At 66.9% G+C, this 25,235-nt stretch carries 26 protein-coding genes; 5 read left to right on the top strand and 21 right to left on the bottom strand.

Going from position 1 to position 25,235, the window contains the following annotated elements:
- Window position 1: 1 nt before the first annotated feature.
- From U4960_RS06575 to U4960_RS06600, 6 genes are all read right to left on the bottom strand, one after another.
- Window positions 2-298 (bottom strand): DUF2849 domain-containing protein, encoded by a 297-nt coding sequence (locus tag U4960_RS06575; RefSeq protein ID WP_324262768.1) that lies wholly within the window; start codon window positions 296-298, stop codon window positions 2-4.
- Window positions 295-1,065 (bottom strand): uroporphyrinogen-III C-methyltransferase, encoded by a 771-nt coding sequence (gene cobA / locus U4960_RS06580; protein ID WP_324262769.1) that lies wholly within the window; start codon window positions 1,063-1,065, stop codon window positions 295-297. Before cobA ends, U4960_RS06575 begins: the two co-directional genes overlap by 4 nt.
- Before the next feature lie 98 nt (window positions 1,066-1,163).
- Window positions 1,164-2,270, bottom strand: a complete 1,107-nt coding sequence (locus U4960_RS06585) for a mechanosensitive ion channel family protein (protein ID WP_324262770.1) — start codon at window positions 2,268-2,270, stop codon at window positions 1,164-1,166.
- Complete coding sequence (gene metC / locus U4960_RS06590) at window positions 2,267-3,475, bottom strand: cystathionine beta-lyase (protein WP_324262771.1); 1,209 nt, start codon at window positions 3,473-3,475, stop codon at window positions 2,267-2,269. The genes U4960_RS06585 and metC overlap by 4 nt, the downstream gene beginning before the upstream one ends.
- Window position 3,476: 1 nt before the next feature.
- The gene (locus tag U4960_RS06595) at window positions 3,477-4,325 is read right to left on the bottom strand and encodes a sulfurtransferase (RefSeq protein WP_324262772.1); all 849 of its coding nucleotides are present in this window, start codon (window positions 4,323-4,325) and stop codon (window positions 3,477-3,479) included.
- Window positions 4,326-4,365: 40 nt separating this feature from the next.
- Window positions 4,366-5,136 carry a hypothetical protein gene (locus U4960_RS06600; RefSeq protein WP_324262773.1) on the bottom strand — a complete coding sequence of 257 codons (771 nt, stop codon included), beginning with the start codon at window positions 5,134-5,136 and terminating at the stop codon, window positions 4,366-4,368.
- A 560-nt stretch (window positions 5,137-5,696) separates the two neighbouring features.
- On the opposite strand from U4960_RS06600, the gene queF reads away from it, so the two are divergent.
- Window positions 5,697-6,170 carry a preQ(1) synthase gene (queF, locus tag U4960_RS06605; protein WP_324262774.1) on the top strand — a complete coding sequence of 158 codons (474 nt, stop codon included), beginning with the start codon at window positions 5,697-5,699 and terminating at the stop codon, window positions 6,168-6,170.
- A gap of 3 nt (window positions 6,171-6,173) precedes the next feature.
- Here the strand turns inward: queF and U4960_RS06610 are convergent, their stop codons facing one another.
- The gene (locus U4960_RS06610; protein WP_324262775.1) at window positions 6,174-8,468 is read right to left on the bottom strand and encodes an ATP-dependent helicase; all 2,295 of its coding nucleotides are present in this window, start codon (window positions 8,466-8,468) and stop codon (window positions 6,174-6,176) included.
- Window positions 8,469-8,694: 226 nt separating this feature from the next.
- Between U4960_RS06610 and U4960_RS06615 the strand changes: the two genes are divergently transcribed.
- Together U4960_RS06615 and U4960_RS06620 are read left to right on the top strand one after the other, a co-directional pair.
- Entirely contained in the window at window positions 8,695-9,093 is a 399-nt protein-coding gene (locus U4960_RS06615; protein WP_324262776.1) for a hypothetical protein, read from the top strand.
- A gap of 173 nt (window positions 9,094-9,266) precedes the next feature.
- A complete protein-coding gene (locus U4960_RS06620; protein ID WP_324262777.1) occupies window positions 9,267-9,929 on the top strand; it encodes a hypothetical protein in 663 nt (220 codons plus the stop codon).
- A 55-nt stretch (window positions 9,930-9,984) separates the two neighbouring features.
- On the opposite strand, the gene rsmD is transcribed toward U4960_RS06620, so the two are convergent.
- The 3 genes from rsmD to U4960_RS06635 are packed head-to-tail and all read right to left on the bottom strand — an operon-like array spanning window position 9,985 to window position 12,542.
- Entirely contained in the window at window positions 9,985-10,536 is a 552-nt protein-coding gene (rsmD, locus tag U4960_RS06625) for a 16S rRNA (guanine(966)-N(2))-methyltransferase RsmD (RefSeq protein ID WP_324262778.1), read from the bottom strand.
- A 23-nt stretch (window positions 10,537-10,559) separates the two neighbouring features.
- Complete coding sequence (locus tag U4960_RS06630; protein ID WP_324262779.1) at window positions 10,560-11,336, bottom strand: pseudouridine synthase; 777 nt, start codon at window positions 11,334-11,336, stop codon at window positions 10,560-10,562.
- A 48-nt stretch (window positions 11,337-11,384) separates the two neighbouring features.
- A complete protein-coding gene (locus tag U4960_RS06635) occupies window positions 11,385-12,542 on the bottom strand; it encodes an aromatic ring-hydroxylating oxygenase subunit alpha (RefSeq protein WP_324262780.1) in 1,158 nt (385 codons plus the stop codon).
- 72 nt (window positions 12,543-12,614) lie between these two features.
- On the opposite strand from U4960_RS06635, the gene U4960_RS06640 reads away from it, so the two are divergent.
- The gene (locus U4960_RS06640; protein ID WP_324262781.1) at window positions 12,615-14,351 is read left to right on the top strand and encodes an AmpG family muropeptide MFS transporter; all 1,737 of its coding nucleotides are present in this window, start codon (window positions 12,615-12,617) and stop codon (window positions 14,349-14,351) included.
- On the opposite strand, the gene U4960_RS06645 is transcribed toward U4960_RS06640, so the two are convergent.
- From U4960_RS06645 to trpB, 5 genes are all read right to left on the bottom strand, one after another.
- Window positions 14,348-15,589 (bottom strand): bifunctional folylpolyglutamate synthase/dihydrofolate synthase, encoded by a 1,242-nt coding sequence (locus U4960_RS06645; RefSeq protein ID WP_324262782.1) that lies wholly within the window; start codon window positions 15,587-15,589, stop codon window positions 14,348-14,350. The two genes, U4960_RS06640 and U4960_RS06645, sit on opposite strands and share 4 nt — an antisense overlap.
- Before the next feature lie 27 nt (window positions 15,590-15,616).
- Window positions 15,617-16,468: an acetyl-CoA carboxylase, carboxyltransferase subunit beta gene (gene accD, locus U4960_RS06650; RefSeq protein ID WP_324262783.1), complete on the bottom strand. Its 852-nt coding sequence runs from the start codon at window positions 16,466-16,468 to the stop codon at window positions 15,617-15,619.
- A 117-nt stretch (window positions 16,469-16,585) separates the two neighbouring features.
- Window positions 16,586-17,368, bottom strand: a complete 783-nt coding sequence (trpA, locus tag U4960_RS06655) for a tryptophan synthase subunit alpha (protein WP_324262784.1) — start codon at window positions 17,366-17,368, stop codon at window positions 16,586-16,588.
- Window positions 17,361-17,561 carry a hypothetical protein gene (locus U4960_RS06660; protein ID WP_324262785.1) on the bottom strand — a complete coding sequence of 67 codons (201 nt, stop codon included), beginning with the start codon at window positions 17,559-17,561 and terminating at the stop codon, window positions 17,361-17,363. Before U4960_RS06660 ends, trpA begins: the two co-directional genes overlap by 8 nt.
- 127 nt (window positions 17,562-17,688) lie before the next feature.
- Window positions 17,689-18,921: a tryptophan synthase subunit beta gene (trpB, locus tag U4960_RS06665; RefSeq protein WP_324262786.1), complete on the bottom strand. Its 1,233-nt coding sequence runs from the start codon at window positions 18,919-18,921 to the stop codon at window positions 17,689-17,691.
- Window positions 18,922-19,143: 222 nt separating this feature from the next.
- Here trpB and U4960_RS06670 point away from each other — a divergent pair, with 222 nt between their 5' ends.
- Complete coding sequence (locus U4960_RS06670; protein ID WP_324262787.1) at window positions 19,144-19,593, top strand: hypothetical protein; 450 nt, start codon at window positions 19,144-19,146, stop codon at window positions 19,591-19,593.
- A 57-nt stretch (window positions 19,594-19,650) separates the two neighbouring features.
- Here U4960_RS06670 and U4960_RS06675 read toward each other — a convergent pair whose 3' ends face one another.
- The 6 genes from U4960_RS06675 to radC form a co-directional block, all read right to left on the bottom strand.
- Window positions 19,651-20,286 carry a phosphoribosylanthranilate isomerase gene (locus U4960_RS06675; protein WP_324262788.1) on the bottom strand — a complete coding sequence of 212 codons (636 nt, stop codon included), beginning with the start codon at window positions 20,284-20,286 and terminating at the stop codon, window positions 19,651-19,653.
- A 43-nt stretch (window positions 20,287-20,329) separates the two neighbouring features.
- Window positions 20,330-21,910 carry a leucyl aminopeptidase family protein gene (locus U4960_RS06680; RefSeq protein WP_324262789.1) on the bottom strand — a complete coding sequence of 527 codons (1,581 nt, stop codon included), beginning with the start codon at window positions 21,908-21,910 and terminating at the stop codon, window positions 20,330-20,332.
- Window positions 21,911-22,015: 105 nt separating this feature from the next.
- Window positions 22,016-22,690 (bottom strand): orotidine-5'-phosphate decarboxylase, encoded by a 675-nt coding sequence (gene pyrF, locus U4960_RS06685; RefSeq protein WP_324262790.1) that lies wholly within the window; start codon window positions 22,688-22,690, stop codon window positions 22,016-22,018.
- Window positions 22,687-23,040 carry a LapA family protein gene (locus tag U4960_RS06690; protein ID WP_324262791.1) on the bottom strand — a complete coding sequence of 118 codons (354 nt, stop codon included), beginning with the start codon at window positions 23,038-23,040 and terminating at the stop codon, window positions 22,687-22,689. The genes pyrF and U4960_RS06690 overlap by 4 nt, the downstream gene beginning before the upstream one ends.
- A gap of 73 nt (window positions 23,041-23,113) precedes the next feature.
- A complete protein-coding gene (gene purB / locus U4960_RS06695) occupies window positions 23,114-24,427 on the bottom strand; it encodes an adenylosuccinate lyase (RefSeq protein WP_324262792.1) in 1,314 nt (437 codons plus the stop codon).
- A 61-nt stretch (window positions 24,428-24,488) separates the two neighbouring features.
- Window positions 24,489-25,220, bottom strand: coding sequence for a RadC family protein (gene radC / locus U4960_RS06700; RefSeq protein WP_324262793.1), 732 nt, complete (start codon window positions 25,218-25,220; stop codon window positions 24,489-24,491).
- Window positions 25,221-25,235 lie beyond the last annotated feature (15 nt).

Here is a 25,235-nt window from a genome sequence, read left to right on the forward strand (position 1 = left end):
GTCAGATCACCCAGTTGCCGATATCGGGTTCGGCCGGTTTGAGAGTCAGGTCGGGGCGGACGGTCGGGCCGAGCGCGCGCACGCGGTCCTTGATATGGGCCGGGCGCACCCCGCGATCGTCTCGGGTGGCATCGATGGCGTAGCAGGCGTTGACCCGGCGCGCGGCTTCCTCGCGGCGGGCGATCTCGTCAGCCCGGTCGCCGACATCGACAGCGTCCTCGACATGGAGCGACCAGTCATGGCCGTTCCACCAGGTGACGGCGCCGGTCTTCAGATCATTTCCGGTCAGGATTTTCATGGCAGGGCTTCCTCGGCAATTCGGGCTACGGCGAGGTTGTCGCGGGCGGTGACTTCACCGATCACGATCAGGGCGGGGCTTTTGACCAGTGCCCGCTCGACCAGATCCGGCAGGCCAGCAAGCAGCCCGCGCAGCACCCGCATCTGCGGGCGGGCGGCGTTCTCGATCACTGCCACCGGCATATCGGGTGCCAGACCGTCAGCCATCAGCTTCTCGGCTATCTGGGGCGCAGTCGATACGCCCATGTAGATCACCAGCGTGCGGCCCTTGCCCGCAAGACCGGACCAGTCCTGCTCGGAAAGGCCCTTGCACTGGCCGGCGACGAAGCTGACCACGCTGGCGGCATCGCGGTGGGTCAGGGGAATCCCGGCAGCCGCGGCAGCACCGTTCGCGGCGCTCACGCCGGGCACGATCTCGACCGGGACACCGGCGGCGTGGCAGGCCTCTGCCTCCTCGCCGCCGCGCCCGAAGATCAGGGGATCACCGCCTTTCAGCCGCACGACATCGTGCCCGCGCAGCGCCTCGCGCACCAGCAGGGCGTTGATATCGTCCTGTGCCATGGTGTGCCGGGCACGCTGCTTGGCGACCGAGACCAGCCGCGCATCGGGCCGCGCCATGGCCAGAATGGCCGGATCGACCAGTCCGTCATGCACGATCAGGTGGGCCGCGCCGATCAGGCGGGCAGCGCGCAGGGTCAGCAGGTCGGGGTCACCCGGACCGGCTCCGACAAGATGGACCGTGCCCGGCTTTGGGTGGGGGTGTCGCATGGCGCCGAATTGGCGGCATGGCCCACTCCTCGCCAGCGAGAATGGATGTCAGCCATGGAAGGGCAGATTTTGAAAGGCGAACTGCCCGGGGTGGTAGTTCAGCTTTGCTTGCTGCCCGGCCCCATGTCGGGGTCTGTATCTGGCCTGGTGTCCATCCGCTGAGCGATGGCGGCGATCAACTGTTCGAACTGGGCGTTGTTGCGCAGGTTGATATCGCGCTGGGGGAAGGGGATTTCGATCCCGTTTTCCTGGAACAGGTCCCACAATCGCTTGAGCACTTCCGAGCGGATATTGCCGATTCCCGCCTCCGGGTCGGTAATCCAGCAGTGGATCACGAAATCGACCGAGTTTTCCCCGTACTGGTCCAGCCACACGGTCGGCGGCGGCGAAGCCAGCACCCGCTTGCTCGCTTTGGCGGCTTCCAGCATCAGCTTTTCGGCCAGCTTGATATCGCAGTTGTAGCCGATGCCAACCGGCACCTGCATCCGCACGTTCTTGCTGGAATAGGACCAGTTTTCCACCTGGTTGACCATCAGGTTCTCGTTCGGGATCAGGTATTCCTTCTGGTCGCGGGTGGTGATCGAAACGGCGCGGATGCCGATTTTGCGGATTTCGCCGAAGGTGGAGTTGCCGGCCTGGTCCGACACCGCGATCACGTCGCCCGGCTTGATCGACTTGTCGAGCAGCAGGATGATCCCCGCGATCAGGTTGCCGAAGGTCTTCTGCAGGCCGAACCCGATGGCGAGGCCGAACGCGCCGGAAAACACCGCCAGCGCGGTCAGGTCGATACCCAGCACGTCGATCCCGATCAGGATCGCCAGTGCCCAGACGGCCAGCGTGACCAGCTTGTCGGCCAGGACATGTTGCGACGGGTCCAGCCGGTTCATCCGGCGCAGGCCGGAATGAGCCAGCTTGCTGACGAACCAGGCGGCGACGATGATGGTGCCGATCACCATCAGCAACACCATGGCATCCCACAGCGATACCCGCATTTCGCCGATGCTCAGTGCCCAGGCGTCGAGCGTGTCGACTACGCCGCCCACCGCCTGGCTGCGTTCGGTCACTGCTTCCTTGATACCGTCGGCCGTAGGGGTCACGGCCTCGCTCTCGACCGGCTCAGGTACAGGGGGCGTCACCGATGCGGCTGTCTCGGTCGGCTCGGGAGACGGGGCGGGCGTTGCAGTCGGTGCGGTTGGTAAGGTCATCCTTGCTCCATGGCGGCAAAAGCGCGGTCCAGGTCAGCGATCAGGTCGGCAGGATCTTCCAACCCGATGGACAGCCGCACGCCCAAACGGTCTTGCCCAGACCAATGCGCAGGCGGCCAAGGGGTTTCGCTGCGGATGGGGGCCGGGTCGAACGGCACGACCAGGCTTTCAAAGCCGCCCCAGCTGTAGCCGATGCCAAACAGCTCAAGCGCATCGATAAAGCGCGCCCGGCCCGCTTCGTCGCTGCCCCCGAATACAAAGCTGAACAGACCGCAGCCCCCGGTGAAATCGCGCAGCCACAGGTCATGGCCGGGAGCGCCCGGCAGCATCGGGCACAGGACCTGCGCCACTTCCGGTCGGCCGGAGAGCCAGCGTGCGATCTCCACTGCGCTGGCGGTACTCCGCTCCAGCCGCACGCCCATGGTGCGCAAGCCCCGCGCGGCCAGCGCAGCATCGTCGGGCGAGACCACGTGGCCCAGCGCCTGGGCGGTCTGGCGCAGGCGGGCATACCAGCGTTTCCCGGCGCTGGCCGAACCCATCATCAGGTCCGAGTGGCCGCCAACGTGCTTGGTCAGGCTCATGATCGCGATGTCGCAGCCGTGGCTCAGCGCGGCAAAGCCGAGCGCGCTGGCCCAGGTGTTGTCGAGCAGGCTGACCGCGCCTTTCTCGCGCGCCATGGCGGCAAGGGCGGGCACGTCGCACACCTCCATCGTCAGGCTGCCCGGGCTTTCCAGCAAAACCGCCCGGGTGCGGTCGCAGAACTTCGACGGGAAGGCATCGGGATCGAGCGGATCGAAAAACCGGGTCTCGATCCCCATCCGTGCCAGCAGGCCGGTGGCCATGGTCCGGCTCGGTTCGTAGGCATTGTCCGTCACCAGCAGCACGTCGCCCGGCTGCAGGACTGCCAGCAGCGCACCTGCGATGGCCGCCACCCCGCTGGGATAGAGCACGGTTCCCGCCGCGTCCGGCTCCAGCTCGGTCAGCGCCTCGGCCAGGGCCCACTGGGTCGGTGCGCCGCGGCGGCCGTAGAAGAAGCGGCCGTCTTCGTTGTGCTTACCGCCATCCTCTTTCGCCGCCATGTCCGGGTAGAGGTGGGTGCTGGCACGCCAGACAGGCGGATTGACCACGGGGCCGGTCCATTCCGGGCGTCGCCCGGCGGTGACGAGTTTCGTCTGCGGACGGGTGTCAGACGGGACTTTCGCCATATCAGCGCGCGGCCCCGGTTTCCTTCGGCGTGGCCGGGTCTGCGCCCCACTCGCTCCAGCTGCCGTCGTAAATGGCGGCATCGTGCTTCCCAGCCAGTGCGGCGGCAAACAGCACGACCGAGGCGGTCATCCCGCTGCCGCAACTGGCCGTCAGCGGGCGGTCGAGGTCGATCCCGGCGGCAGCGAAACGTTCGCGCAACTGGTCGATGGGCAGGAAGGTGCCGTCTTCCGCCAGCAGCGAGCGGAAGAACAGGTGCCGCGCGCCGGGAATGTGCCCGCCCGGCAGACCATGCACGGCGTCCTCGCTTTCGCCGGTAAAGCGGCCGGCGTCCCGCGCGTCGACAACCTGCTCGGCCCCGGTTTCGCAGGTGGCGAGCATGTCGTGCTTGCTGCGCACCAGCGAGCGGTCATCGTGTGCCAGAGTGGCAGCACCTGCCGGGACAGCGGGCACCCCCGCTTCGAGCGGACGCCCTTCGGCGCGCCATTTTTCCATCCCGCCATCGAGCACCGAAACCGGGCCCACCCCGAACATCCGCGCCATGAACCAGGCCCGGGCGGAACTGCGCAACATGCTGTCATCGTAGAGCACGACATGATCGCCGTTATTGACGCCACATGCGCGCAGGCGCGCTTCGAACTGTTCGGCGCGGGGCAGGGCGGCGGGAACGGGCGAGGTGTCATCGACCAGCGAAGCAAGGTCGAGAAACCGTGCCCTGGGGATATGCCCGGCAGCGAACTCGGCGCGGGCATCGCGGCCAGCAGAGGGGAGGTGGGCGGAAGCGTCAAGCACCACCAGGCTGGGCTGGCCGAGGCGGGCGGCGAGCCATTCGGTTGTTACGAGCAGGTCCATGCTTCCGGGGTAGCGCCCCGGTGCCCCGCCTGTCGAGCCTTCAATCGAGCGCAGCCACCCCGATTGCGCGATAGGTCTGCGGCATTTCATCAAGCCGGAAGGGCTGGAGCTTGCGCGCGCCTTCTTCCGGCAGGGTGCCGACAATGAAGGTCCGCGCGACCGGTGGCTGGCCTGCCGCCAGTGCCCGGACCCGCAGCAAGGGCACATAGAGGCGGGCCTTGCCCTGGCTCAGTGTCCGGATCTCGGCCGTGGCCATGCGGACATCGCGAGCGAACTCGACGCTTTCACCCGGCGCGATCCGTGCAAACCGGCCCGCCTCGGGCAAGGTGCGGGCGGGGTCGGCCACCTGCTCGGAGCTGGGCACGCTGCCATGTGCGGTGACCATGTCGAGCTCGACCGTGACGTTCTCCAGCTCCGTGTCGCCCCTGTTCACCAGCGAGACGCGGCAGGTGAAGGTTGCGGCCATCATGCTGCGGGTCAGGTGGCTGGGGACCATCTCGATCCGCAGGCCAGCCGGAGCAGCAGGAGCAGGAGCAGAAGCAGGAGCAGGAACAGAAGGGGGCGTACCTGCTGTCGTTCCTAAGACCGGCGCAGGCAGGGACGCTGGCGGGGAGGGCTGGGGGGCGAGGTCCGGCGGCGACTGCGCGCGCAGCAGCGGCGGATCAATGGTCGGAACGCCCGCCACGCCAGTCTGGCGGCGCCGCCAGAACAGCACTGCTCCGGCCAGGATGACCAGCAGGGCAGCGATGGCAGCAAGCCATCGCCAGACGGGGCTTTCCAGAGCGGGTTCTGCTGCAACGTTGCCCGTCATGACCGGCGGTGCGGCAGCTGGTGGGGGCGGTGCCGTTTCGACCACGCCGGGCGATTCAACCAGCGATTCAGAGGCGTCCGGTCCGGCTGCCGGGCTCTCCTCAGGAGCAGAAGGACCGGGTGCCTGACGCGACGACGGGGGCGAAGGCACGCGCGAAATCTCAGCAGGTTCCGCAGGCCGCCTCGTTGCGCCAGATGCGGTGGGGCGCGGGGTTGGCGCTGTGGCGGGTGTGGGTGCAGGCGAGGCCGTCTCCACGGGGCGGGGCCGGGTTGCGATGGGCGCATCCGGATCGACCGGCCCCTGCACTTGCGGCGAGGGGGAGGGGGACTCGGTCGGGCTCGGCGGCAACTGGAAATCGCGCACAGTCGGTGCTGCGCCCGCCATCGTGGCGGGGGCCAGAGCAAGAAGAAGGGCAAAGCGGATGGGTGTCATGGCCTGGCTGTGTGAGGGCTTGAGAAAATGAATGCGGGGCGATTGGCTTGCGGCGCTGAATAGGGGCTGAAACCTGCCACTGCCAGCGATGACTTGTGCCGGGCGCCTGTTGACGCCACATGCGCGGCATGAGCGACACACCAGATCCCGCGCACAGCGCCCCCCGCTTCCTTGGCCAGCAGACCGCCTTGCCCGCTTCGCCCGGTGAGGCCTTGCTCGATTATGTGCCCAATCCGCGCGCAGGTGCGCTCTACCTGGTGCGCTTTGCCGTGCCGGAATTCACCTCGCTCTGCCCGGTAACCGGTGCGCCTGATTTCGCCCATCTGGTAATCGACTATGCGCCAAGCGAAACGATCGTCGAATCGAAGAGCCTCAAGCTGTTTCTCGGCAGCTTCCGCAACCACAATGGCTTTCACGAGGACGTAACCGTTGGCATTGGCCAGCGGCTGGCGGCGGAAATGCAGCCCCGGTGGCTGCGGATCGGCGGCTACTGGTATCCGCGCGGCGGCATCCCGATCGACGTGTTCTGGCAGACCGGCGCCGTGCCCGAAGGACTGTGGGTGCCCGAACAGGGCGTGGCCGGTTATCGCGGGCGGGGCTAGGCATCAGTCTGCCAGCGTGATGAAGCTGTCGATCACCCGCTTGGTGCCGGCTTGCTCAAACGCTATTTCCAGCTTGTTGCCTTCCTGATCGACCACGGTGCCATAACCGAACTTATCGTGGAACACGCGGCTGCCGACTGCGACATCGGTGCGGGCCTTGGCAGCAAAGCTGGCCGCGCTGCGGCGGCTCTCCTCCACCCGCGCCGGGCGGCTGTCATAGCCGGTGGCGAGGGCCCGCTGCCAGCCGGGCCCGCGGGTGTTGCCGCGATCCGGGCGAGCCTGGCTGACATGGGCGAACGGGTCGTCGGTCTCGCTCCAGTTGGCGCGCCACAGGGAGGCGCCTCCGGTCAGCGTGGTTTCCTGCTCGATATGCTCGTCGGGCAGTTCTTCGATGAAGCGGCTCGGGATCGAGCTGGTCCACTGGCCGTAAATGCGGCGGTTGGCGGCATGGAACACGGTGCAGTGCCGCCGGGCGCGGGTGAGGGCAACGTAGGCAAGGCGCCGCTCTTCCTCCAGTGAGGCAAGCCCGCCTTCGTCCAGCGCACGCTGGCTGGGAAACACGCCTTCTTCCCATCCGGGCAGGAAGACGTTGTCGAATTCCAGCCCCTTGGCCGCATGCATGGTCATGATGGTGACCTTCTCGGCGTCGTTCGCGGCCTCGTTGTCCATCACCAGCGCGACATGTTCGAGGAAATCGCCGAGCGTATCATAGTCCTCCATCGCGCGGGCAAGCTCGGACAGGTTTTCGATCCGCCCCTTGGCTTCAGCAGTTCTTTCCGCCTCCAGCATGGCGAGATAGCCGCAATCGTCGAGCACCTGGCGCATAAGCTCCGCCGGGCTGGTCTGCTTGGCCAGTTCGCGCCAGTGCAGGAACTGGCCAAGCAGCCCGGCAATCGTGTTCCCGGCGCGGGCAGGCAATTCGTCGCTGTCAGCCAGTTGCAGGGCAGCGGCGGCAAGGGGCAAGCCGGTGCGCCGGGCGTGCTGGTGCATCTTCTCCAGCGTCTTGGCGCCAAGGCCGCGCTTGGGCTGGTTGTGGATCCGCTCGAACGCCAGATCGTCTTGCGGCTGGGCGATGACGCGCAAATAGGCGAGTGCATCGCGGATTTCCGCTCGCTCGTAGAACCGGAAACCGCCGACGATCTTGTAGCCCAGGCCAATCTGGATGAAGCGGTCCTCGAACTCGCGGGTCTGATACTGGGCGCGCACGAGGATCGCCACCTGGTCCAGCGCCGCGCCTTCGCGTTCCAGCCGCTCGATCTCTTCGCCCACCCGGCGGGCTTCCTCCGGCCCGTCCCACACACCGATCACGCGCACCTTGTCGCCGCCATTGACTTCGGTCCACAGGGTCTTGTCGTGGCGCTGGCTGTTGGCGCGGATCAGCCCGCTGGCGGCCGCAAGAATGTGCGGGGTGGAGCGATAGTTCTGCTCCAGCTTGATCACCGCCGCGCCCGGAAAATCCTTCTCGAAGCGCAGAATGTTGGCGACTTCCGCCCCGCGCCAGGAATAGATCGACTGGTCGTCATCCCCGACCACGCAGATGTTCTTGCGCTCCTGCGCCAGCAGCCGCAGCCACAGGTACTGGACCTGGTTGGTGTCCTGGTATTCGTCAACCAGGATGTACTTGAAGCGTTGCTGGTAGATCTCCAGCACCTCGCGGTGGGTGCGGAACACGTTGAGCATGTGCAGCAGCAGATCGCCGAAATCGCACGCATTCAACGCCTTCAGCCGGTCCTGATAGAGCTGATAGAACTGTGCCCCGCGCCCATTGGCATAGGCTTCGTTCTCCACCGCATCGAGATCGCCGGGGTTGAGCCCGCGATTCTTCCAGCGATCGATCAGACCGGCCAGCTGGCGCGCGGGCCAGCGCTTCTCGTCGAGGTCGTTCTGCTGGATCAGCTGCTTGAGCAGCCGTAACTGGTCGTCGGTATCGATGATGGTGTAGTTCGACTGAAGCCCGACCAGCTCGGCATGGCGGCGCAGCATCTTCGCCCCGATCGAATGGAACGTGCCGAGCCAGGGCATTCCTTCCACCGCGTCACCAATGTGCTGACCAACCCGGTGGCGCATCTCGCGCGCGGCCTTGTTGGTGAAAGTGACGCAGAGGATCTCGCTCGGCCAGGCGCGCCGGGTGGCGACGAGATGGGCGAGGCGCGCAGTCAGCGCCGCCGTCTTCCCGGTCCCTGCCCCGGCCAGCATCAGCACCGGCCCTTCGGTGGTCAGCACCGCCTGCTGCTGTGGCGGGTTCAGCCGCGCGGCATAAGGGGGCACGGGGGCGACAGGAGGGGATTCGGATTGCATGGTTGCGTGAACAGCTAGGGAACATCGGCCTGAACCGCAAGCAAGCCCGGGTTCGGCTTTTCCGGAGGCCGGTTCGCTCCGTCGCGAAAAGGGCACACGGTCCGCCCGGTCCTGCATCCGGCAAGCCCAATCGCCGCCGGGGTAGCTTGCCTGCGTGGCTTGATGCCCTCACACCCCGTCCGGGTCGCGTTCGTCACGCATGGTTCAATCGTCAAAGGAGCATACCATGCGGTACCCCACACTATTTGTCATTTCCGGTCTTGTTGCCCTGTTCGCCGTTCCTGCCGCTGCGCAAGACCATCACGGATCGGACCCGGCGGCTCACGGCAGCGCGCCAGCTTCGGAGGCACCCCACAACAGCGCCCATGAGACTGACGAAGCCGATATGGCCGGGCGGCCGGCAGAGCGGAAAGCGGAATTTGCCGCCTGGCCCCAGCCAATCCGGGATTACTTCCAGACCCTGCCGGAAAATCGCCGTGCGCTCTTCTGGGGGCTGCCCGACAGCGACAAGCAGGCGCTTAGCATGATGGCCGAACCCGAACGCGCCGCCGCCTGGCAACAGGTTGAGCAGCGGTTTGCCGCCCAGAACGAGCAGGCCGCGCCGGTGGAAGATCCGCAGAGCTGATCCACCTGACTGGGGCGGCAAGGCGCGCGTTTCACGGTTCGCCTTGCCGCCCTTCTTGCCCGATCCATCCCGGATTCTCCATCCGGTTGCCTAACTTAGGTTGGTCTGGGGGGAACAAGCCGGCGGCTGGCCGGGTTGCGACCGAAACAACAGGGCTAACGTAGGAGACCATCATGAACAAAGTGACGTTTGCCGCAGCGATCGCGCTGGCCACTGCCCTGCCATTGTCCGCTCAGGATTCTGCCATGCCTGACAGGCCCTCAACGGCGGGCCAGGCTGCCTCGACGATGAGCGCCGAGCAGCAACGCGATTTTGACAGCTGGCCCCCGGACCGGCGAAGCCGGTATGAAGCCTGGCCCGAAAATACCCGTACCTATTACTGGACGCTTGACGCCGATCAGCAGCGCGGCTGGTGGCTGCTTAATGATGATCAGCGCATGCGGATCATGGCCATGACTCCGGAGCAGCAGGCGCAGACCTGGGCCTCGATCAACCAGCAGTTGCAGGGCACCGCCCCGCCGCCCGCAGCCCCGCCGCCAGCCAATCCGGGCATGACCCCGCCTGATGGCGCAATGCCTCCGCCTGCCCAGTCGAGGAGCCAGGCACCTATGACCGGGTCGACCCCGGGCGCCATGGGCGACACCACGAGTCCTGCCACCGCACCTGCGACGGCAGCGGCGCGCAGCACTGCGGTGCGCAATATGGCTGGCAATCCCGGCTCCGTGCGCTGGACCGACAACACCGTGATGCAGCAGGTCCCGCCGCCGCCCCAGGGCGAATACCCGGTGTGTACAGCCACCCGCCGCGACAGCTGCCGCAACCCCGGCGGTCAGTGAGTGAGAGCGGGCCGGACCGTGGAAGTCCGGCCCACCTGTCCTGTCAGGCTGAAGGTCAGATTTCTCCGGCTACCCTGGCAAACCACAGCTTGGCCTTGCCCACCTTGCGCTCCGCTTCGATCGTGAAGCCTTTGACGTCGACCGTTTCACTGGCACCGGTTTCCAGCGCTACCCAGCTGGCCGGGCCAATCCATCCGAGCCGGTGCAACCGGTCGAGGGCTACCGCGCCTGCGCCGGTGCCGTAGGGCGGGTCGAGCAGGATAAGGTCAAAAGGCGCTTTGGCGGCAGGCAGGGCAAGCACCGATCCGGCGCGCACTTCGCTGCGGTCACGTGCGCCGAGGGCGGCGATATTTGCCCTGATTGCGTTCAGGGCTTCGCTATCCTGTTCCACGAACAGGCAATGCGCCGCCCCGCGGCTGAGCGCTTCCAGCCCGAGTGCACCTGACCCTGCAAACAGATCGGCCACCTTCAGACCATCGAATGCGCCGAGGCGGCTGGTCAGCATGTTGAACAGCGTCTCGCGGGTGCGATCAGCGGTCGGCCGGGTCAATTCACCCTTGGGGGCGCGGAGCTTGCGCCCGCGCCAGTCCCCTGAAACCACTCTCATGCGCAGAGACTCATGGATTGTGCTTATTTGCCGGGCCGGGCCAGCGAGCCCCGGAACCGTTCAAGGTCGGCCTTGCGGATTTCCACCACCTGGCCGCGTTGCAGGTCACCCAGCGCGAAGGGGCCATAGCCGAGGCGCATCAGGCGGCTGACCTCAAGCCCGAAGTGTTCGAGCACCCGCCGCACTTCGCGGTTCTTGCCTTCGGTAATGGTCATCTCGATCCACTGGTTGCGGCCTGTCCGGCGTTCCATGTTGGCGTCGATCCGGCCGTAGCGTACGCCGTCGATCTCGATCCCCTCCATCAGGCTTTCGAGCTGCTCCTGCGTGATGTCTCCGAAGGCGCGGGCGCGATAGGTGCGGGGCACGCGGCTGGCAGGCAGCTCCATCTGGCGCTTGAGTTCGCCATCATTGGTCAGCAGCAGAAGACCTTCGGTGTTGAAGTCGAGCCGCCCGATCGGCATGACCCGGCCGGCGTCGCGCGGCAGGGCATTGCGCAGCGCGGTGTAGATCGTGGGGCGGCCCTTGGGATCGCGCTCGGCAGTGATGAGCCCGCTGGGCTTGTGGAACGCGAACAGGCGGGTCTGGTCAGCCTTGCCAACCGGCTTGCCATCGACAGACACGCCGCGCAGGTCCGGCAGGATCGTGGCCGGGGTTTCCAGCACCTTCCCGTCAAGCGAAACCCGCCCGTCGGCAATCATCCGCTCCACTTCGCGGCGGCTGGCAACGCCGGCACGCGCAAGGAGCTTGGCGATGCGTTCGCCTTCCGGGCGGTCGCCAGCGAGGGGGTCATACTTGGGCATGAGGTGGCCCCTACACGTGTCATCATCCCAGCGAAAGCCGGGATGACGTCAGACAGACAGCAGTGCCTGCTCGACCGTTTCGTGGAAGCGGCGGATGCCGCCCTCGAGTGTGCCGAGCGTGATTTCCCTGACCGCGCCACTCGACAAGCCCTGCTGGCCCAGTTCCGCCGCGCGGAAATCCTCACTGGCGAACACGCCGCCGTCGAGCAGGGCCCAGCTGCGCTCCCAGTGATCGCGCGCCTTGTCAGTCGCCGGCGCTTCCGGGATGAGCATGAAATCCTCCACCAGCGTCAGGTCGTGCGCCTGCGGCATCAGCACCATCAGGTTGAGGTAATCGGGGCTGGGAATGACGATGGTGGCGGGGAGCAGTTGGTAGGCGAAAGTGACCAGGCGGCGCAGCGCCGCCATGTCGGTCAGGTCGGCCCCCGCCATGTCCTCGGCCCGGCCCACTGCGCTGCGCTGGTGCGGGCCGACCAGATCACCGCTGGTGATGCCGTCCTTGAAGAACGGCCCGATCGTGTTCGCGTGCAGGCGGGTGACGTGATAGCTTTCCAGGAACGCATCCATGATCAGCTTCCAGTTGCCGCGCACGGTGTGGGTCTTGCGGCGGAACAGCACGTGGCCACGGGTGCCGAAGGCGTCAAAATCTGCGCCCAGTTCGCGGGCATGGGTGAAGTCGGCGTCAGCAGCAGGCGCAAACCAGATCAGCCCGCCCGCTTCGCAACTGGGCAATTCGACCAGCCCGTAATCGCCCTTGTCCATGCCGGGGAAAGTCTCCGGGCGGGGGAGGGCCAGCAGGCGGCCGTCCGTGCTGTAGGTCCAGGCGTGATAGGGGCAGACCAGCCGTTTGGTGCACTGCACCTCGTTGCCTTCGACCAGCCGGGTGCCGCGATGGCGGCAGACGTTCATGAACACATGGACCGCGCCATCCCCGTCGCGCGTCAGCAGCAGCGGACGGCCGGTCGCATCGTGCGGCACCGCCATGCCCGGATCGGGCAACAGGGCGGACGGCGCAATCACCTGCGGCATCCGGTCGAACAGCGCGGCCTTCTCCCGCGCGAAATGGGCCGGGTCGGTATAGACGCTGGCCGGCACGGTCTCGATCCCGCCTGCCGCGCGGCTCTCGCCCCGCGCCAGTGCCTGCGCGAGGGCAAGTTGCCCGGCGGTCGGGCGTAAACCGGGGACAGCGGTTTCGGACACGTTCATGCTCTCTTCCCCAATCCTCTCCAAGGCGGCTAGTGTCGCAGAAATTTGCGCCAACGGGAAGGACGCTAGGGCATGGCCGGGGAGACGAATTCGGAGGCAAAGGTGAAGCCGGGCTGGCGCACTCTGGCCCGTTCGCTGCGCAATCCGAAAAGCGGGTTCATGGCACTGTTCGGCTTTGCCCAGGGCCTGCCCCCTGCGCTGTTCCTGGGGACGCTCTACGCCTGGCTTTCAGAGGCGGAAGTGGACCTGGAAACGATGGGCGTCTTTTCGCTGGTGGGCCTGGCCTATGCCTTCCAGTTCCTCTGGTCGCCCTTGCTCGACAAGGTGGACATTCCGGTCCTGCGCAAGCTTGGCAAGCGCAAGCAGTGGATCGCTCCGATGCAGCTGGTCATCGGCATTGCGCTGGTGGTGATGAGCGCGCTCGACCCCAAGAGCGCGCTGGGAATGTTCAGCCTGCTGGCCGCCATCGGTGCCTTCGCCAGCGCCACGCAGGATATCGCCATCAACGCCTGGCGGATCGACGTGGCGGACGAAGAGGCAACGCTCGATATCCTCTCCACGATCACGCAGATGGGCTTCCGCCTGGCCGCGCTGATCGGCGGAGCACTGGGCCTGATCATTGCCGAGCGGATCGGCTGGCCGCAGACTTATGTGATCATGGGCGTTATCATGCTGGCCATCGGGATCGCCGGCCTGTTTGCGCCTGACGCCAACGTGGCCGACCGTACGGCTGAAACCGACGCGGCTGACAATGCCAACCTGGCCGAGCTCAACAACGCCGGCGAAATCGAGCCGAAAACGCGCAATCTTGCCCTGCTGGCGGTGGGGCTGCTGTGGACCTGGGCGATCGGCACAGTTGTGGTGTTCATGGTCCGCAGCATGACAGCGGCGCCTGAGCTGCGCCCCGATGTGACCGAGTTCACCACCACCTACGGACCACTGGTGATCATCGCCACGGTTGTTCTGCCCGCTCTGATTGCCGCCTGGCTGGCCAAGGCCAGGCGTGACGGCCGCAATGTCATTCGCGCCCATGCGGCAGAGGGTGTCCGCCCCCGTGCCACCTTTGCCGATCATTTATACCGCGCGCTGGTCCTGCCGCTGGTGGAATTCGTGGGCCGGATGGGCTGGTCGCTGGTGCTGATCCTGGCGCTGGTGCTGACCTACCGGATCACCGATTCGATCTGGGGCGTGTTTGCCTATCCGTTCTATCTGGGGGAGCTTGGTTACACCGGCGACGAAGTGGCCTTCGCCTCCAAGTTCTTCGGGGTGGGGGCGATCCTGGCCGGGCTGGCGCTGGGCGGGTGGCTGATCACCGTGCTGGGCCGCATGGCTACCCTGACCATGGGTGCGGCCCTGGCAGCGGCGACGAACCTGCTCTACGCCGACCTGGCGGTGGGCGGGCAGGCAATGCAGGCCGCCAGCGACGCAATCGGGTTCACTGCCCTGATCGCCTGGATGGCACCCTTTGGCAGCGAGGCCCTGCCCCGCCTGACCTTTACCATCTTCTGGGAGAACGTCGCCATCGGCATCGCCGGGGCGGCCTATATCGCCTGGCTTTCGAGCATCGTCGCCAAGCAATACGCCGCCGTCCAGTACGCGCTGCTGGCCTCGCTGACGCTGCTGGTCGGCACATTGGGGCGCGGTGCGCTGGGCCAGATGATCGAGGATCGCGGGTATTACTACGTGTTTGTCTTCACCGCGCTGATCGGGACGGTCGCCGTGGTGCTGTGCATCGCGGAATGGATTCGCGAAGCGCGCGGCGGCAGGGCGAGCGGGGTGGTCCAGCCCGATCCGGCGATCGCGGCCTAGTCCGGCAGCTCGCCGTTCAGGCGCAGCACCTCGCCTGCGAGGTAGAGTGACCCGGCGATCAGCACCGGCAGGTCATCATCCGGCAACGCGGCGAGGGCGGCAGGCACATCGGGGAAGGGGGCCGCCTTGGGTCCGAACGCTTCCGGCGGGTGGCAATCCTGCATCGGCACCGGCACGGCTGACAGGCTGGACAGGTTGCCCGCCAGGGGGCCGGTCAGGGCCAGCGGGTCTTTGCCTTCGATCATGCCGATTACCAGATGCAGCGGCCGCGCGGCAAAGTGCGCCGCCAGAGCCTGTCCAGCGGACGGGTTGTGCCCGCCGTCGAGCCAGACTTCGCGGGTGCCGACAAGCGGGCCGGGAGAAAGACGCTGGAGGCGGGCGGGCCAGCGGGCTTCGTTCATTCCGGCTTCGATGGACTGGCCTGAAACCGGCAGCAGGGCCTGCGCGCGCAGCATCGCCATGGCGAGGCCTGCGTTCACGCGCTGATGGTTGCCGGGCAGGGCGAGCGGCAGGTCCGGTGCCGGCTCTGCCACGATTATCGGCGCGCCCGCCCGCGCCGCGACTGCGCGGATAGCGGTCATTTCGAGTTCGGCTTGAGGGATGGTAACGAGCGGCACGCCCGCCTTTGCAATCCCCGCTTTCTCGAACGCGATCCGCGCCATCGGTTCGCCCGGCACACCGTCCTCAGGGGCCAGCAGGAAGCGTTCGTGGTCGAGGCCCAGGGCGGCGATCCCGCAGGCGGCGAGCACGTCCGGCGTGAGCGCATTGGTCGCATCGAAGCGCCCGCCGAGGCCGACCTCGACCACGCAGGCATCGGCGGGAATGCGGGCAAACTCGGTGAAGGCGGCGGCGATGGTCACTTCGAAGAAACTCGGGGCCAGGTCCGCGCTCGCGTCGAGCACCTGCTCCAGCAGCGCCTCCAGCCGGTCATCCCCGATCAGCTTGCCTGCTACCCGGATACGCTCGTTGTAGCGCACCAGATGGGGACTGGTGGTGACATGGACTCGGTATCCTTGTGCCTCCAGCATCGCCCGCAGGAACGCACAGGTCGAACCCTTGCCGTTGGTGCCCGCGACATGGAAGGTCGGCGGCAGGCACAAGTGCGGATCGCCCAGCCGGGCCAGCAGCGCCCGGATCGTCTCCAGCCCGAGCCGCCCTTGCGGCACACTGAGCGCCGCCAGCCGGTCAAGCTGGGCCTGGACGCCGGGATGGGTAGAGGTGCCGAAGTCCAGCGCCATCAGTTCTGTCCCGCGGGGGGAGGGGCGTCAGGCTGCCGCCCGGGCAGGCTGCAGGTAATCCAGCAGCGTCGCAAGCCGTTCACGCAGATCGGCCCGCGTGACCACCATGTCCACCATGCCGTGCTTGTGCAGGTACTCGGCGCGCTGGAACCCTTCGGGCAGTTTTTCGCGGATCGTGTCCTGGATCACCCGCTGCCCGGCAAAGCCGATCAGCGCGCCGGGCTCGGCAATGTGGACATCGCCCAGCATGGCGTAGCTGGCGGTCACGCCGCCGGTGGTCGGGTCGGTCAGCACCACGATATAGGGCAGGCCGGCCTCTTTTAGGCGGCGGGTCATCACGGTCGCCTTGGGCATCTGCATCAGGCTGAGAATGCCTTCCTGCATCCGCGCGCCCCCCGCGGCGGTGCAGACGATATAGCCGCAGCGGCGGCGCAGCGCCTCGCGCGCCCCGGCGCAGAACGCCTCGCCCACGGCCATGCCCATGCTGCCGCCCATGAAGCCGAAGTCCTGCACGCCGACCACGGCCTGCCGGCCCTCGATCGTGCCGGAGCCGACCACGAAGGCATCCTTGTGCGGGTTCTTGGCCCGGGCTTCCTTCAGCCGGTCGGTGTATTTCTTCGAATCGCGGAACTTGAGCGGGTCTTCCGCCACCTCCGGCTGCGGCAGCACGGCAAAGCCTAGGTCAAGCAGCTGCGCCAGCCGCTCGTCCGCGCCGATCCGCCCGTGATGCTCGCACCGCGGGCAGACGTGGAGGTTCTCCTCGTACTCCTTGGTGAACAGCATTTCCTGGCACCCGGGGCACTTGACCCACAGGTTGTCAGGGGTTTCGCGCTTGGTGCCGAAAGGCAGCGAATTGCGGACGCGGGAGAGCCAGTTCATGGGTTGGGCCTTAGTGTCTTTTTTTCGTCATGGCGAGGGGTGGAAGCCCCTTCCTCGTCAATGCGAGGAGCGAAGCGACGCGGCAATCCAGTTCCGTTCCACGCGCAATGACGCGAATTATCGCGCCCCGTGTACCGCCTCCGCCAGAGCAGCGGTTAGCTCGCGCAGCTTCGCGGGCGCATCCGTGCCGTGCTCTGCCACCAGTTCGACCAGCGCGGAACCGACCACCACGCCGTCGGCCACTTTGGCGATGGCAGCGGCTTGCTCCGGCGTGCGCACACCGAAGCCGACCGCAACCGGCAGGTCGGTCGATTGCCTGATCCGGGCGACCGCGCCTTCGATCGAGGCAATGTCCGCCTGCTGCTTGCCGGTGATCCCGGCGACGGAGACGTAGTAGAGGAAACCCGCCGAGCCTTCGAGCACTTGGGGCAGGCGCGCGGCGTCGGTGGTTGGCGTGGCGAGGCGGATCGGGGCGATGCCCTTGGCTCGCAGCGCCGGGCCGAGCGCGTCGTCTTCCTCGGGCGGGATGTCGACGCAGATCACCCCGTCGACGCCGGCCGCACTGGCAGCAGCAGCGAACCACTCGGGCCCGCGCCGCACCATCGGGTTGGCATAACCCATCAGCACCAGCGGCACGTCCGGGTGGCGGGCGCGGAAGTCGGTGGCGTAGCGCAGCACGTCGGCGGTGGTCGTGCCCTTGCCGAGACTTCGCAGGTTAGCCGCCTGAATCGCCGGGCCATCGGCCATCGGATCAGTGAACGGCATCCCCAGCTCGATCACATCCGCGCCGCCTTCGACCAGCGCATCGAGATGGGCCGCGGTGTCGCCATCGCCTGCGGTGATGAAGCAGACGAGCGACGAGCGGGTGGCGGAGAAAGTGGTGGAGAGGCGGTTAGTCACCCATGTCGCTCCCGAACTTGGTGGTGAAGGTGAAAATCAAACTGAACATGATGAACGCGAAAATCGCTCCGACAATCAGTGGTTGGGGCTCGATTGATTCTCCCTTCAACAGGTTGTTGAGGGCCATGACGATGGGAAACAATATCGCATTCGCGGCGCCAAACTTGAGGCCCCGAACGGGATCAGCCTTCAAGATTGCCCTCCCAGTCTCGCCATTTCGTCACCCCGGACTTCATCCGGGGTCCAGCTTGCTTCTGCGTAGAAGGCAAAGGCAGCGGGATCCCGGGTCAAGCCCGGGATGACGGAGGAGGTCGTGGAACTCACATCTCCACTCCCAGCTTTTCCGCAACGGTGAAGATGTCCTTGTCGCCGCGGCCGCACAGGTTGGCGAGGATCACGCTGTCCTTCGGCATGGTCGGCGCTACCTTCGCCACGGCGGCAATCGCGTGGGCAGGCTCCAAAGCAGGGATGATCCCTTCGGTGCGGCACAGCAGCTGGAACGCGTCGAGCGCCTCGTCATCGGTGATCGCGGTGTATTCGACCCGGCCCATGTCCTTGAGCCAGGCGTGCTCGGGGCCGATCCCGGGATAGTCCAGCCCGGCGCTGATCGAGTGGCCTTCGGTGATCTGGCCGTCCTCGTCCTGCAGCAGGTAGGTCTTGTTGCCGTGGAGCACGCCGGGCACCCCGCCGAGCAGGCTCGCGGCGTGCTGGTCGCCGTCGAGACCATAGCCTGCTGCCTCGACCCCGAGCATCCGCACATCCGGATCGTCGAGGAACGGGTGGAACAAGCCGAGCGCGTTGGAGCCGCCACCGATCGCCGCAACCAGCAGGTCGGGCAGGCGGCCGGTGCGGGCGAGCATCTGGGCACGGGCCTCGCGCCCGATCACGCTCTGGAAATCGCGCACCAGCTCCGGATAGGGATGCGGGCCAGCCGCGGTGCCGATGATGTAGAAGGTGTCGTGGACATTAGCGACCCAGTCACGCAGGCCTTCGTTCATCGCATCCTTCAGCGTGGCTGCGCCGCTGGTGACGGGCACCACTTCCGCGCCCAATAGCTTCATCCGGAACACGTTGGGTGCCTGCCGCGCCACGTCGGTCGCCCCCATGTAGATGACGCAAGGCAGGCCGAAGCGCGCGCAGACGGTAGCGGTGGCGACGCCATGCTGGCCCGCGCCGGTCTCCGCGATGATGCGGGTCTTGCCCATGCGGATCGCGAGCAGGATCTGGCCGATGCAGTTGTTGATCTTGTGCGCACCGGTGTGGTTGAGCTCGTCGCGCTTGAACCAGATTTCGGCACCATGCCCTGCAGGCGCGTTCTTGCGCAGCTCCTCGGTCAGGCGCGGCGCGAAATAGAGCGGGCTGGGGCGGCCGACGTAATGCTCCAGCAGGTCGTCGAACTCGGCCTGGAACGCCGGATCGGCTTGGGCCTTGCGGTATTCGCGCTCCAGATCGAGCACCAGCGGCATCAGCGTCTCGGCGACATAGCGCCCGCCATAGTCGCCGAAATGGCCGCGTTCGTCGGGCTGGTTGCGAAAGGTGTTGGGGGTATTCATGGCCCAGCCGTTGGCAGAGCCCCGCGTCGCTGTCCAGCCACCAGCGCCGCCAAGATGAACGCCAGGTGTATCACCGCCTTAACACGGTGTTGCGATTTTGCAACAACATTAGAATATCAGCGCGAAATATTGTTTGTCATATGGCGTTCATCCTGACTCTGCCCATTTAGCGAGGCCCGCCCCGTAGTTCGTGGCGGATGACAGAAAAGAAGGATAATTCAGATGCGCAAGTTTGCATTCGCACTCGTCGCGGCCACCGCTGCCCTCGCTGCCGTTCCGGCACAGGCCAATGAAGGCCGCGTGGAAGCCCGTGGCGGCATCGCCTGGGCTGGCGGTCAGGAAGAAGCCATTGCCGGCGTCGCCGCCGGTTATGACTTCGACCTTGGCGAGGCCGCATTCATCGGCGTCGAAGGCTCGGCCGACAAGATCCTCGCCGGCGGCGCGGACGTCGTCTGGGGCGCGACCGGCCGCATCGGTGCCAAGGTCAGCGACAACGGCAAGCTGTTCGTCGCGGGCGGCTACAGCTTCGGCGAAGGCGAAGACGTGCCGCACCTCGGCATCGGCTACAGCCACAAGATCGGCGGCGCTTACGTGACCGGCGAATATCGCCGCTTCTTCAGCGATTTCCAGGACGTGAATGCCGCCACCCTCGGCGTCGGCGTGAACTTCTGATCGCAGCGAACCTCCCGGTAACGGGCAAGGGCGGCTCCTCGCGGGGCCGCCCTTTTTTCATGCCCCGCGCGCGGCGCCGCAGAATGCGGTGATCAGTGCGGGGTCCTTGACCCCCGGGGCGCTTTCCACGCCCGAGGAGGTGTCGAGCAGCGGCGCGCCGGTCTGGCGCAGGGCCTCGGCGGCATTGGCCGGGGACAGTCCGCCTGCGAGGCCCCAGGGCAAGGGCCCCTTCCATCGGGCGACCAGCGACCAGTCGAACGCCAGGCCCATTCCGCCAGGCAGTGCGCCCTTGGGCGTCTTCGCGTCGAACAGGATCAGGTCCGCCGCGTCGCGATAAGCCATCGCGCGGGCCACGTCCGCCGCGCTGGCAACGGGGAGCGCCTTCCACACCGGCAGGCCGAACCGCTGGCGCACCTGCGCGGTCCGTTCAGGAGATTCGTGGCCGTGGAGCTGCACCGCGTCGAGCGATCCGGCGCGAATGCCTTCGGCAATGGCGAGGTCATCGGCGTCGACAAACAGCCCGACCTTGCCGATCCGCGCGCCTGCATGGCCCGCCAGCACCGCCGCCTCGCTTGGCGTCAGGTTGCGGGGCGAGGGCGGGTAGAACACCAGCCCGCACCAGTCGGCCTGCGCAGCCACGCAGGCATCCACTGCCTCGGGCGTGTTGACGCCGCAGATCTTGATCTGTGCCATCCGCCGCCCATGCGGTGTGCGCACGCCGCTTGCAAGCTGTGCGTTACTGCTCGTAGCTGCGCACCAGTTCGTCAAACAGGCGCACGCCGTAGCCCGGAGCGCCGCCGGGATTGGTGGGGGTGGCGTCCGTCCCGTCCACGCCGGCCATGTCGATATGGGCCCACGGGGTCGGCTCCGGCGTCATGAAGCCGATGAAGTGTGCGCCCCGGCCAGCTCCCGCACCAGGCGCGCGGGTGCCGTTGGCGATGTCGGCAATGGGGGACTTCATGTCCTCGGCATAACTGGGATGGAGCGGCATCCGCCACACCGGATCGCCGGAGGTTTGGGCGGCGGCCTCGATTCGCCCGGCCAGCTCGTCGTTTCGGGCGAACAGGCCAGCATAGTCATCGCCCAGGGCGGTGGTGATCGCTCCGGTCAGGGTGGCCAGATTGACCAGCGCGGCCGGCTTGAACCGGTCCACGGCATACTGGTTGGCGTCGGCCAGCACCATGCGGCCTTCCGCATCGGTGCTGATGATTTCGATCGTGCACCCGTTCATCGTGCGGACCACGTCGCCGGGGCGGGAGGCATTGGGGCCGGGCATGTTCTCGGCCAGGGCGGCAATGGCCACCACATTGGCGGTTGCGCCCCGGCGGGCGGCTGCAAGGGCAGCGCCGATGACCCCGGCCGCGCCGGCCATGTCACCGCGCATGGCTTCCATCCCCGCGCCGGGTTTGAGCGAAATGCCGCCGGTGTCGAAGGTGATGCCCTTGCCCACCAGCGCCAGCGGGGCGGCATCGCCCCCGCCGCGATATTCCACGATCATCATCCGCGCCGGTCGGACCGAGCCTTGCGAAACCGAGAGGATCGAACCCATGCCGAGGCGGCGCATCTCCGCTTCGTCCAGCACGGTCACGCGGGTGTTTGGCACGCCCTCGAAAGCGGCGCGCGCGGCGGCGACGAAGCTTTCGGGATATTTGAGGTTGGAAGGCAGGGTGATGAGGTCACGCGCCAGCCGCATCCCTTCGACCAGCCCGGCGTGTTCGCGGGCGAAAGCCTGTGCCGTGCCTTCCGGCGCGACCACAGTGATGGGGTCAAGCGGTGGCGCCGTCCGGTCGACCGTCTTGAGCCGGTCGAACCGCCACTGGCCGAAGCCCACCCCTTGCGCGACATGTGCACCCGGATGGGCGAGGCTGGTGGCAAACCCTTGCGCAATGATCGCCACGGGCGCGGCATCGGTCCGGGTGGCCTGCGCCACGCGCCCACCGATGTTGGCCAGCGCGACCGCATCGAGATCGCCTTCTGCGACACCGACCAGCAGGACCCGGCGATGACCGCCCACCCCATAGAGGTTGAGGGTCTGGTCAGGCTTGGCCTTGAAATCGGCGCCTTCCACGGCCGCCTGCACTGCCTCGACCAGACCTGCGGGAACGCGCGAGATGTCCTGCGGTCCGGCCATGGGAATCGCGAGTACCCCGCCCGGCGGAACGTCAGCCGCGAACCGGATCGGCCGTTCAGCGGAATTGTCGGCGGCAGGCACGACTCCGCTGCCGGTCGCCGCGCGGTCAGGCTGGGCCGATTGGGCGAGCGCGGGCGGGGCCGCAAGGGCGAGGATGGCAGCGGAAAGCAGCAGAGGACGACGCATGAAATCTCCGGAAAAGCTGGTGCGCTCGGCGGTGATGTCCGAGCGATGATATGGTGTTACACTGTGCCGCATGGCGACAGCGTGTCAAGCGGGTCGGGAGCGCTGCTAGAGCGTCGCCTCGATTGCCCGCGCCGCCGCCACCGGATCGTCGGCGCGGCTGATCGGACGGCCGATCACCAGCACGCTCGCGCCGTCGTCGCGCGCCTTGCGCGGGGTGACGACGCGCTTCTGGTCACCGACGGCGCTGCCCGCCGGGCGCAGGCCGGGGACGACGAAAAAGCCGTGCTTCCACTGCTTCTTGATGTGGCCGACCTCGTGCCCGGAGCAGACAATCCCGTCGAGCCCGCTCAGCTCGGCCAGTTCGGCAAGGCGCATGACCTGATCGTGCGCGCTGCCGTTGACGCCGGTACGAACGAGGTCGCGCTCGTCGAGGCTGGTCAGCATGGTCACGGCGACGACCTTGGTCCGCTCGCCCGCCGCGGCCTTGGCATCTTCCATCATCGCCCGCCCGCCGCTGGCGTGGACTGTGACAATGGCGGGCTCCAGCACGCTGATCGCCTGCATTGCGCCGGCGACGGTGTTGGGAATGTCATGCAGCTTGAGGTCAAGGAAGATTGGCAGGCCGACCTGCGCCAGCTCGTGCATCCCGTGGTGGCCATGGGCGCAGAAGAACTCGAGGCCCAGTTTCAGCCCGCCGACGTGCGCCTTGACCTTTTCGGCCATGGCCCGGGCGGCATCGAGCTGCGGCAGGTCGAGCGCGAGATAGACCGGGTTGCTCACGGCCTGGGGTATTCCTCACTGGCCAGCGGCGCGGTCGGTTCGCTGGTCGGCGTCGGTGATGTCAGCGGCGGCGAGCTGGCGACCACGGCATTGACCCGCGCCGCGTTCTCGAGCGAGGCGATCCGCCGGTGGAGGCCCCATTTAACCCCGCGGTGATAGAGCCACATCGGCACGAACCCGGCGAGGAAGAAGATCAGCGCCATGAAGCCCACCGGCCATTCGAACAGGTAATCGTCCGCCTCGCCGCCGGGCCAGATCTTGACCTGCTGCGGCGCGCCCCAGTTAAGCACCACGAACCCGACCACCAGAGCGGTCAGGACCATCCAGATGGCTGTGCGGACCACGTTCATTGCTACGCTCCCAACAATTTTGCCCAGGGCTTAAGCCGGTTGGGAGCGAAAGGGAAGGGTGCCGGCCGCCCCCTCAGTCTCCGAACACGCGGGCGAAGATCGTGTCGATCGCCTTGAAATGGTAATCGAGGTTGAACTTGTCCTCCAGCTCCGCCGCGCTCATCACCGCACTCACTTCCGGATCGGCTTTGAGCAGTTCGAGCAGGCTGAGCTGCCCGTCGCTTTCCCACACCTTCATCGCGTTGCGCTGGACCAGGCGATAGGAGGCATCGCGCTCCAGCCCCGCCTGGGTCAGTGCCAGCAGCACCCGCTGCGAGTGGACCAGCCCGCCCATCTTGTTGAGGTTCTTCTCCATCCGCTCCGGATAGACGACCAGCTTGTCGACCACGGAGGTCAGGCGGGCCAGCGCGAAGTCGAGCGTGATCGTGGCATCTGGGCCGATATAACGCTCGACCGAGGAGTGCGAAATGTCGCGCTCGTGCCAAAGCGCCACGTTTTCCAGCGCCGGGGTGACGGCCGATCGGACGACGCGGGCGAGGCCGGTCAGGTTCTCGGTCAGCACCGGGTTGCGCTTGTGCGGCATCGCGCTGGAGCCCTTCTGGCCGGGCGAGAAATACTCCTCCGCCTCCAGCACTTCGGTGCGCTGCAGGTGGCGGATCTCGACCGCGAGCCGCTCGATGGAACTGGCGATTACGCCCAGCGTGGCGAAGAACATCGCGTGTCGGTCACGCGGGATTACCTGGGTGCTGACCGGTTCGGGCGTCAGGCCGAGCTTGTCCGCGACATATTCCTCTACCGACGGGTCGATATTGGCAAAGGTGCCGACCGCGCCGGAAATGGCGCAGGTGGCGATCTCCGCGCGGGCGGCAACCAGGCGCGCCTTGCACCGGCTGAACTCGGCATAGGCTTCGGCCAGCTTCTTGCCGAAGGTGGTCGGCTCGGCATGGATGCCGTGGCTGCGGCCGATGGTGGGGGTGTACTTGTGCTCCAGCGCGCGCCGCTTGATGGCGGCGAGCAGCGCGTCGAGATCGTCCAGCAGGATGTCGCTGGCGCGGGCCAGCTGCACCGCCAGCGTGGTGTCGAGCACGTCGCTGCTGGTCATCCCCTGGTGCATGAAGCGCGCTTCCGGGCCGACCTGCTGGGCAACCCAGTCGAGGAAGGCGATCACGTCATGCTTGGTGACTGCTTCGATCGCGTCGATCGCGTCAACGTCGATTTTCGGGTTCGTCGCCCACCAGTCCCACAGCGCCTTGGCGCCGCTCGGCGGCACCACGCCCAGTTCCCCCAGCTTCTGCGTGGCGTGCGCCTCGATCTCGAACCAGATGCGATAGCGTGCTTCCGGCTCCCAGATGGCGGTCATGGCAGGGCGGGAATAGCGGGGGACCATGGGTAACTCCGAGTTGCAGCGATGGGCGCGCGGCTAGAGCGGCGCGGACCGGAAGGCAAGGCTAGAGCAGGCCTTTGGCCCTGAGCGAGGTATGCCCTTCGCGCCCGACGATGACATGGTCGTGCACCACGATCCCGAGCAGGCGTCCGGCTTCGGCGATGCGCTTGGTGATCTGGATGTCGGCGCGGCTGGGCGAAGGATCGCCGCTCGGGTGGTTGTGCACCAGGATCAGCGCGCTCGACCCGATGTCGAGCGCCTTGCGGATGACTTCGCGCGGGTGAATCGCTGCCTCGTCAATCGAACCGTCACAGACATGGTCATCCAGCATCAGCCGGTTGCGACTGTCCAGGTAAAGGACCCGGACCCGCTCCACCGTCAGGTGCGCCATGTCGATGGTGAGGTAATCGAGCAAGGCCTGCCAGCTGCCCAGCACCGGTTCCTGCCGCACTTCGCTGCGTGCCATGCGCCGGGCGGCCAGCGCCACCGATTTGAGCGCCCCGACGCTGGTCTCGCCCATGCCCTTGACCTGCATCAGCGCGCCCGGAGTAGCATCGAGGACCCCCGCAAACGAGCCAAACCGGGCCAGCAAGGCCTTGGCCAGCGGCTTCGTATCCCCTTGCCGGAACGCGGCAAACAGCAGGTATTCGAGCACTTCGTAATCGGCCAGCGCCTCTGCCCCGCCTTCCAGCAGCCGCTGACGGAGCCGGGCACGGTGGCCTGTGGCACCGTGTTCGGCGCTCTTGCTGTCAGCTTTTGGCAACCGGACCTCCGCCTGTGCGTTGGGCTGCAGCATTGCCTTTGGCAAGCG

The sequence above is a fragment of the Altererythrobacter sp. H2 genome, from assembly GCF_035319885.1.
In the GTDB taxonomy this organism is placed as follows: Bacteria; Pseudomonadota; Alphaproteobacteria; order Sphingomonadales; family Sphingomonadaceae; genus 34-65-8.